Below are 1,555 nucleotides of genomic sequence, written 5' to 3'. Positions count from 1 at the left end.
TTTTTGGATAAATATCCAAAGGATACTCCCATCAAAAATCGTCTGGAAAAAATACGGGTACAGTTCCTCTTCGACCATCCGTTTTTAAGCGTTTTAGCCCTCTCGATTCCCCATAAATACCAGAACAACCCCCATATGCTCTTCGAGACCGACGGGGTGAGTATCCGTGTCGATGAGAGCAAGATGTTGGGGTATGATGATGCACGCCTCAAATACCTCTATGCCCATGTACTGCTCCATATCCTCCTCAAACACCCGTTTCGAATGAAGGATCGCGATAAGCCGACGTGGAATCGCAGCTGTGATATCGTTATCGGACTGCTTCTGCGTGATTTTCAGCGCGTCGGTCAAGCCGATGAAGAGGCGATGGTGATTGAATCATTTCGCGACAAAAGTGTCGAGGAGGTGTACCATGCCCTCTATCGTGAGAGCGATGAGGGGGAAGGGCAACAATCCGAAGAGAATCCGACTGAGCAAAAGATGGATATTATCGAACATGAGGGGGACACGCAGGTAGCCGAGGAAGAACTCGATGCGCTGATTATCCAAGCGATGGGGGCGGCGCGGAAGCAGGGGAACATCCCCGCGTCACTTTTAGAGATGTTCGATGAGATCACGAAACCCTCCATCGATCTGCATACGCTCCTGCACACCTATATGTCGGAGAGTTTTTTCGATAAAGAGTCCGATTTCTCTCACCCCAACCGCCGCTTTATCCATCAGGGGCTTTATCTCCCCGGATACCGCTATGACCGCAACCGTTTGAGCTTTTTTATCTTTTTGGATCGCTCTATGAGTATTACGGGTGACGTTTTTTCCCGATTTTTAGGGATAATTGACTCTATCGTACGCCTCAGCCACGATTTCGAGGTGAGCGTCATCCCGTTCGATGAACGGGTATATAGCGAGGAGAAAAAAAGCTACGATGCCCAAGGGATATTGCCGCAGATAGAGTTTGCAAAAGGAAACGGGGGGACGCAGTTCAGCCCCGTTTTAGAGTTTCTAAATTCCCATGCTGGGGAGAAAAATTTGGCGGTGATTCTAAGTGATGGCTATTTTACAGTTGATAAAGCTCCCGCGATGCAGACACTGTTTTTACTGAGTGAAAAACAAAATTTGAAAAGGTTTGAACGTTATGGAGACGTCGTCTACTTTGACTTATCGTGAGCATATCGAAGCCCTAAAGGACGATTTGGACTTCGAAGAGCAGGGGGATGCGATTTATCTAGAGCATTCGGATGATGAAGCAAGGCTGTTATGGGCATTTCACCGTCCCAGCGGTTCTCATCCTATCCAAGTGGGAGATCCCAATACCGATGTGGCGATTATGGCGTTTAACCACTCCCGTCTGGGGGCATTGGAGCGCTTTATTCGTCTGAATCCCGCAGTAATCGACAACCATGATTTGCGTCGTCATATCCGAAACCGTAGCCGAATGCTCTTTCGTGCCCTCGTCGATAACGATTTTAGCGAACTGTTGGAGGTGTTGAGACTCTTTCCGGTGTTTATGGATCAAGCGTGCGATCAGATGGTACATGGACGGATTTGGAATGAG

Annotated in this window: 2 protein-coding genes; both read left to right on the top strand. The window is 48.3% G+C overall.

Annotated features, from left to right (window positions below):
* Positions 1 to 1,167, top strand: a 1,167-nt coding sequence (locus tag A2517_RS00865) for a VWA-like domain-containing protein (RefSeq protein WP_294893477.1), incomplete at its 5' end; no start/stop codon positions are given.
* On the top strand, positions 1,136 to 1,555 hold a 420-nt coding region (locus tag A2517_RS00860), incomplete at its 3' end, for a hypothetical protein (protein ID WP_294893476.1). The genes A2517_RS00865 and A2517_RS00860, both read left to right, overlap by 32 nt.

This window comes from Sulfuricurvum sp. RIFOXYD12_FULL_44_77 (genome assembly GCF_001830725.1).
GTDB lineage: Bacteria > Campylobacterota > Campylobacteria > Campylobacterales > Sulfurimonadaceae > Sulfuricurvum > Sulfuricurvum kujiense_A.
This window is presented reverse-complemented; position numbering and strand designations above follow the sequence as displayed.